This is a genomic window from Candidatus Neomarinimicrobiota bacterium (assembly GCA_034716895.1).
Taxonomy (GTDB): domain Bacteria; phylum Fidelibacterota; class UBA8477; order UBA8477; family JABMPR01; genus JABMPR01.
Genome location: JAYEKW010000246.1, coordinates 1 through 7000 on the forward strand (window position 1 = coordinate 1; position 7000 = coordinate 7000).

Consider the following 7000-nt stretch of genomic DNA (forward strand, 5'->3'; position numbering starts at 1 on the left):
GTCAAATCATCCTTCATGAGCTCATAACGAATAGTGGTCGCAGGGTTAAATGGATTGGGATAATTATTGTAAAGCCTGTACTCGAACGGTAATTGAGGATCATCACCCGTAACGGATACTTCAGGACTGTACTCATAACTCCCACTATAGTCCAACTGCTTGAGTCGGTACTTCAATTCTCTGTCCTGGCCAACAGCTCTATCTGTATATGAATATTTAGAAGTGGTAGTGACACTACCGTTACCTTCCACAAAGCCAATCCTGGTCCAGTCTTTGGTACCGGCATGGATACGTTCTACCTCAAAGCCATAGTTCTCAACTTCCGAAGCAGTCTCCCACTTAAGGATAATATCCTGTTTGTCTCTCGATGCAGTAAAGCTCACCAACTCAACCGGCAGTGAGGCATCACCCCGGGATGAAGATTCGAAGAGCATCTTGACCACATCGTCCACATTCCTTGTATTTGTGGAACCACTGGTCAAGACAAAATTGATCTGGGAGCCATTTGAAGTGAATGTGATCTTGGAGATATCATCCAGCTCTGCGTGTTCATAGCCCGAGCTGAACTCAACATTCAGGTAGTCCGTTCCCCACACTTGTGAAATGATCAGAATAAATAGTAGGCTAAACCTTCTCATCTCCCCTCCTGCATTGACGTATGCCAACATTTTTAGAATGCAATAAAGTACTTGTTATAAGCGCGTGAAACAAGTTGCAATTATACTAGGCGCTGAGATAGCCCAGCTGATTTATGTGGACGGGATAGAATATTAAGTATTCCTATTCCACATTCTCATTTGTTATCTGGATACAAGTCGTGACACACATACTCCACCGGTCAACTTGCTTGTGTTTTTCAATGTTTGATAGACACTTACACATATACTGCACACGCTAAACCCCACACTCCTGTAACACACTGACACACAGCCACTTACAAAACCCGACAATGGGACTGAAAATCCCCGTGTCAGAATCATACTTTCTCTGCTACTGGTCTAATAATGCAGAATATTAAGTAACGAATATCCAATGTTAGGGTAATTCAATCACAATTCAACCTATCTCCTCCCCCACCCAACGTCTCACATCTCCATCGCGCATGATCAAGCCTTTGCGCTCGGCATAATTAAGCATGGGTAATAGAAATTTTCGGGTAGAGGGGATAATTTCCCGGGATTGGGCAACGGTAAGTTCGGGTTGGGAGCGAAACCACTTGCGTAATTCTGTGGTGAAATGCTCCACCTGGTTTTTTAAAAGATAAATATCCTTGTCAATACGGATCAAATCACCATGCTGGATCATCCACTGCAGAATGGACTGCCCTTGAGCATCCAGATCACTTTTGAATTCGGTCAGGGCCGGAGGAGAATAGTTGGCCTCCTCAAAGACTTTGACAATGCCCTGCTTAACTACTTCATCAGCCTCATCCAGGGTACCTTGATGACCTGACAACTGCCAGAGATCACCCTGATTCTTAAGAGTTCCAGCGGCCAAAGCGGCTGCCATGACAAACTCACGGAGAGCAGGAGTAATGGTGGTCAGTTGCTCACGGGGCAAGCCCTTGCCAAGAGGGTGTTCCTGATGGTAGGCTTCCAGGGCAACGCTGATCTGGGTCAGAACTGTCTCAAAGGTCTCTGCTTTGATATAGCGCTCCAGATGGGACTTGAAGGACTCCGATCTCTGGAGCAAAGTATGCAATTTAGATTCACCCATGCTGAACAATCTGGCCAGCTCCCGGCGGGTCAGGGATCTTTGGAAAAAGTCCAATGCAGACGAGATCAACTCAAGATTGCTTTCTGAATTTAGGACTCGAAGCTGGGACAGACGTTTATCCTGTTTTTTGAGACGCTGAGGTACTGCCCAGTAGAGTTCAGCACCTCCCAGGGTAAATTCTGGAGAAAGAAATCGAATAACCACCTTTTCTTTAAACCCAGCCGAGATGGGTTCTTCGAAAAAGAATTGAGCCAGCATACTGGTACCTGGTTCACACTGATTTGCCTCCAGCAAATGGATCCGGGCTTCCCGCTTGCCGGTTCCCACATGGATATGAACGCGATCGGCTTCTTTGACAGCTCGTTGCCAATGCGGTAGAACGGAAAACAACCCCACCCAGGATGCGCCGGTCTGAAACATTCCAGGACTGCCCAGAAAAGCACCTCTACCCAGCTCCTCAACGCTGGCTCCCCCCAGATTGATGGCCCCCCGATCTCCGAATTTGATCTTATCGACATCCTGGTGATGTGATTGAAGTCCACGCACAGTAAAAACTGATTCCTGCGGAAATAATTCCACACTCTGACCTTTACGCAGCTCATGGGATAAAACGGTTCCGGTGACAACAGTGCCAAAGCCCTTGACTGAAAATACCCGGTCAATTGGGAGACGAAAAACACCCTGACGGTCCTGATCTTTGATGCTGCTGATACATGCATCCAGGCTGCTTCGCAGATCCTCGATACCCTCACCAGTGACCGCTGATACTGGCATAATGGTAGTTCCGGGATAGCCCCGTTCTGTTAAAAATGTTCCGATCTCTTCGGTCACCAGTTCCAGCCATTCTGCTTCGACCAGATCAGATTTATTGAGAGCAACCAGCAGCCGCCTTACGCCAAGCAGGTGGAGAATATCCAGATGTTCGCGAGTCTGCGGCATGACGCCGTCATCAGCAGCGATCACCAGCAGGGCAGCATCCACAGTGCTGACACCAGTGACCATGTTCTTGATGAATTTTTCATGTCCTGGGACATCAATAAATGTTACATCGTCACTGTAAAAGGCGATCCCGATGTCAATGGTAACCCCACGTCGTTTTTCTTCTTCCAGACGATCTGTATCTACGCCGGTCAGAGCTTTGACCAGGGCTGTTTTTCCATGGTCGATGTGACCTGCTAATCCGATTACTTTTTGCATAACTTCTTACTATTTATCATGATTATTAACATTAGCTCAATTCCCTGGAAGGGAATAATACGAATAGCCACGGATGCAATCCGTGGTAATAAATCCACACCTACTCCAACCCCAGCGGGGTTGAACGAAATTCCCCCAAATATTTTTTCACAAGATTTGACAAAACCACGCTTGGGTGAAGGTGAGAGATAATTTGAATATGGTCTTCGACACCGTTTATTCGATATAAATTACCATTATTTTTTTTTAAGATTCCCCATATATATTTAAATAATTGTTCGGAGGTAATCTTCGCTAAACATCTTGTTCTATCTTTTGCAAAAAAAATGATCTGATATAATATTTGTATATGGGTTGACATTGTTAAACTCCTCTGGAGTTTAGTCTCATTTTTTTTCATAACTACGGGTTACACCCGTAGCTATTCACATTTTATCCCTTCGGGATTTTTTGGAAAACATATCTCTAATTCAACAAAAACCGCCAGACGATGAAGAACACAGCAAATCCAGTTAGAAAGAGCAAACTGATCCAATTCAAGATCATCAATTTTGGTCCTGGTTTAGTCCCTTCCGGCATCCAGTTTCCAGTAACAGCACGATAATTGATATACGCCAATACAGGTGCCGTGAGAAAGGAGATCGTTGTCGCCAGATCTACCAGAAAGGTCATCCCTTGAATGAACAATCCAATAATAGCCAGACCACCACCCAAAACCACAGCCATCCAGATCCAGTACAAATGGCTATTGTTCTGTCCCGCATATTTTTCTGGAAAAATAAGTTCGGTCGATCGGGTCAATACCCGGGGGAAGGCATCTGCCACAGTCAGGGTTGTACTGAACATGGTGGTGAAAGCAGCTACAGCAACCAGGAGATAACTCCATTCACCCAGGGTGGATGTATATAGATTGATAAATTGACCGGCAAAAACACCACCCGCCCCTGAAAAGGTTTCACCCGTGCCATACATGATGAGAGCGCCCAGGGTCAGGAACCCCAAAGCAAGAATGGCTGTCCCAAAATAGCCCAGCCGAAAATCGAACAATGCATCCTTCAGTGAAGGGGCACTGCCCGTTTCTTTTCTGCGTTCAATGGTCCACAATGAATGCCAAACCGAGATATCAATGGCCGAGGGCATCCACCCCATTAAAGCAACCAGAAATGAAACTCCGGCAACACTCCAAAGAGCCGGAGAAATAAAATCAGCTTTGGCAGCTGGGCCATGACCAATAGCTGCACCAACGGCAAAAATGGTTGAGATCGTCAGAACAATAATAATCACTTTGATCAACTTATCCAAGAAGCGGTACTTCCCCGCCGTTAGGATAGCAGCACAAACAGCTAGAATGATGGCGCTCCAGGAAACTGGACTCAGCGCCAATCCAAATATCTTGCTGGCCAAGCCGGCAGTTACAATGGTTACTGCAGCCTGCAGGGTCCACATGGTTCCGAAAGTCAACACTAAAAAGATAACCAAAGCCCATCTGCCCACCCGTTGATACCCATCCAGCAAACTTTCGCCCATGGCAGCCGCATAGCGGGGTCCAAATTCAAAGGCTGTGTATTTGAACAGATTAGCAACCAGAACCACCCAGACCAGGGTAAAGCCATAGCTGGCTCCAGCTCGAGTGCTTTGGACCAGATGTGAGACACCAATAGCCGCACCAGCCCAGAGCAAACCAGGCCCCAGGGCTTTTAGACGCGATTTCCAAACGGAAGAAATGTTCATATTGGTTGCCTCCTTGGAGTAGAAATTAGAAACTGAAAACCAGGATCCTCGTCATCTCGAGCATTGATTAATACGGTTATCTTGGGTCAGCTCAGGTACACTACTCGAGTGCATTCAATGCCTGAATGATTGCAATATCCTCGGTTTCCCGGACTGCCTTCAGATCGATTATAAAAAGATCATCACTGATACGACCCATAAGTGCAGGATCATTTGTCCTGAGACAAGCAGCCAACCTGGTAGCTTTCATTTTTTTGTGATGAATGGTGATCCCGACTGAGGGCATCGTCTCGGAGGGAGAAGCCCCAGAGCCTACCTGTGCTGTCGTCTTTATCTCCGTCAGGGATAGATCGGGGTGACCCACAGCTTTAATGATCAGGTGTGCGCGATTTTTCAGGACTGCAACTGGAGTTGTCAGGTCCCGGTATATGGGAACATTCTCTGGGATATTCATGCCTTTTGAAAACGCTTTTAAACCCTGCAAAGTCAGCAGTATCTGCGTTTTATCAGGTCGTAAAGCCCGCAGGAGATTGTTCTTCTCAATCTTGTTGATCAGACTCTGTTTACCGGCAAGAATACCTCCCTGAGGTCCACCCAATAATTTATCAACTGAGAAAGTGACCACATCCACCCCGGTTTTAATGACTTCAGAGACCAGGGGTTCACGTTCCAGACCAAAACCATCGATGGGCACCAATGCACCACTTCCCAGGTCGGCCATGACGGGTATAGCATGTTTATTGCCCAGATCCACCAATTCCTGAAGCGCTACTTCCTTGGTAAAACCGGTAATTTTATAATTTGAGGAATGTACCCAGAGCAATAATCGGGTTCGAGGGGTAATGGCTGAAGCATAGTCCTTGAGGTGGGTTCGATTTGTTGTCCCGACTTCCACCAGTTTGGAACCGGCTTTGCGTAGAATCTCAGGGATGCGAAAAGAACCACCGATCTCTACCAATTGCCCCCGGCTGATGATCACTTCCTTTTTATCGGCCAGTGAATTCAGGGCGAGTAACACAGCAGCGGCATTGTTGTTAACCAACAGACCATTTTCGGCCAGGGTTAGAGCCCGGATCCAGGGACGCAGATGGTCATGTCGATTTCCGCGGCGGCCATCATCCAGATCCAGTTCTAGATTCACATAGCTGTCCCGCAGAAGTTCCAGCGCCTCAAACATCTCCGTGCTCAAGGGAGAACGCCCCAGATTGGTATGGATCACTACACCGGTCCCATTGATCACTTTCCGTAGTGAATTTTTAATCTTGAGTAGGCGCTGATTAAGTTGTTTCTCCAGATTCTCTATCTGACCAGATTTGCCCCGAGCTGCCTTTTGACGGATTTCAGCCAGTAATTCACGGGCTTCATTCTTCTTTAAATTATGGGGTAGATCAAGATCTGCGACATGTTGCAGGAGTGCCTCAATACTGGGTAAAGAGGATAGATCAAAGGCGTCTTTATTTACATTCATAATTGTCCAAAATAATTTCTTTTTGTCACCCCGCTACGCGCTTCCGTCTACGTTTCACTACGCCGCACAAGCCGAGCTTCGCCAGGTGGGAAAATGTTCACAGATGATCATTATGGGCGAGTACAACGACCTGTGTATCCCCTGCGAAGTCAAAGGTCATTCTATAGTAATAATCCGTGTAATCCGTGTAATCTGTGGTTGCATTTATTTTTACAAATCCAGCAATAGTTTAATCGCAAACCCGATGACTGCAACAGTAACCACCTGCTTTATAAAATTATGACCTTTTGTGATAGCTACATGGGTACCCAGCCAGGCGCCCAGCATATTCCCTACCCCGAGCATGATGCCCATACCCCAGTTGACCTGTCCGTTCCAGGCAAAGATGAGCAATGCGATAGTCGTGAAGAAAATAATAATGGTTAGTTTAACTGCATTCCCATGCACCAAGTTGATGTTTTGCCAGAGTAGTACTGTCAACACGAGAAAGCCCACCCCTGCTTGGATATAGCCACCATAGATACCTACCAAAAAATAGGCAAATCCAGGTCCCAGCCAACTTCCAACATAGGATTCCGGCTCAATGGGATCCTTCCCTTCTTTGTTGGTTGAGAACAGGGTGAACAGTGACATAATGATCATGACCAGAGCCAGACTGACCTGAAACTGGTCATTGCTGACTTGAGTAGCCAGCCAGGCACCGATGATACCACCGGGTACAGTATACAGTGCTGCTTTAAGCGAGAAATAACCGGGATTAACCTTCTTCTTGACAAAGCGTCCAACTGCAAATGTGTTCTGCATCAGAATGGCCATGCGATTGGTCCCATTGGCCATATTGGGTGGCAGTCCCAGAAAAATGAGGAGGGGCAAAGTTAAAAAGGATCC

6 protein-coding genes are annotated in these 7000 nt (G+C 46.6%); all 6 read right to left on the reverse strand.

Annotation, left to right across the window (positions count from 1 at the left end):
- A partial coding sequence (locus tag U9Q77_13610; GenBank protein MEA3288393.1) for a hypothetical protein occupies positions 1–638 on the reverse strand: 638 nt, incomplete at its 3' end.
- 418 nt (positions 639–1056) lie between these two features.
- Positions 1057–2913, reverse strand: a complete 1857-nt coding sequence (gene selB / locus U9Q77_13615) for a selenocysteine-specific translation elongation factor (GenBank protein MEA3288394.1) — start codon at positions 2911–2913, stop codon at positions 1057–1059.
- 100 nt (positions 2914–3013) lie between these two features.
- Complete coding sequence (locus U9Q77_13620) at positions 3014–3313, reverse strand: transposase (GenBank protein ID MEA3288395.1); 300 nt, start codon at positions 3311–3313, stop codon at positions 3014–3016.
- A 65-nt stretch (positions 3314–3378) separates the two neighbouring features.
- Positions 3379–4644 carry an Nramp family divalent metal transporter gene (locus tag U9Q77_13625; GenBank protein MEA3288396.1) on the reverse strand — a complete coding sequence of 422 codons (1266 nt, stop codon included), beginning with the start codon at positions 4642–4644 and terminating at the stop codon, positions 3379–3381.
- Between the two features lie 100 nt (positions 4645–4744).
- Complete coding sequence (gene selA / locus U9Q77_13630; protein MEA3288397.1) at positions 4745–6112, reverse strand: L-seryl-tRNA(Sec) selenium transferase; 1368 nt, start codon at positions 6110–6112, stop codon at positions 4745–4747.
- A 210-nt stretch (positions 6113–6322) separates the two neighbouring features.
- On the reverse strand, positions 6323–7000 hold a 678-nt coding region (locus U9Q77_13635), incomplete at its 5' end, for a sulfite exporter TauE/SafE family protein (GenBank protein ID MEA3288398.1).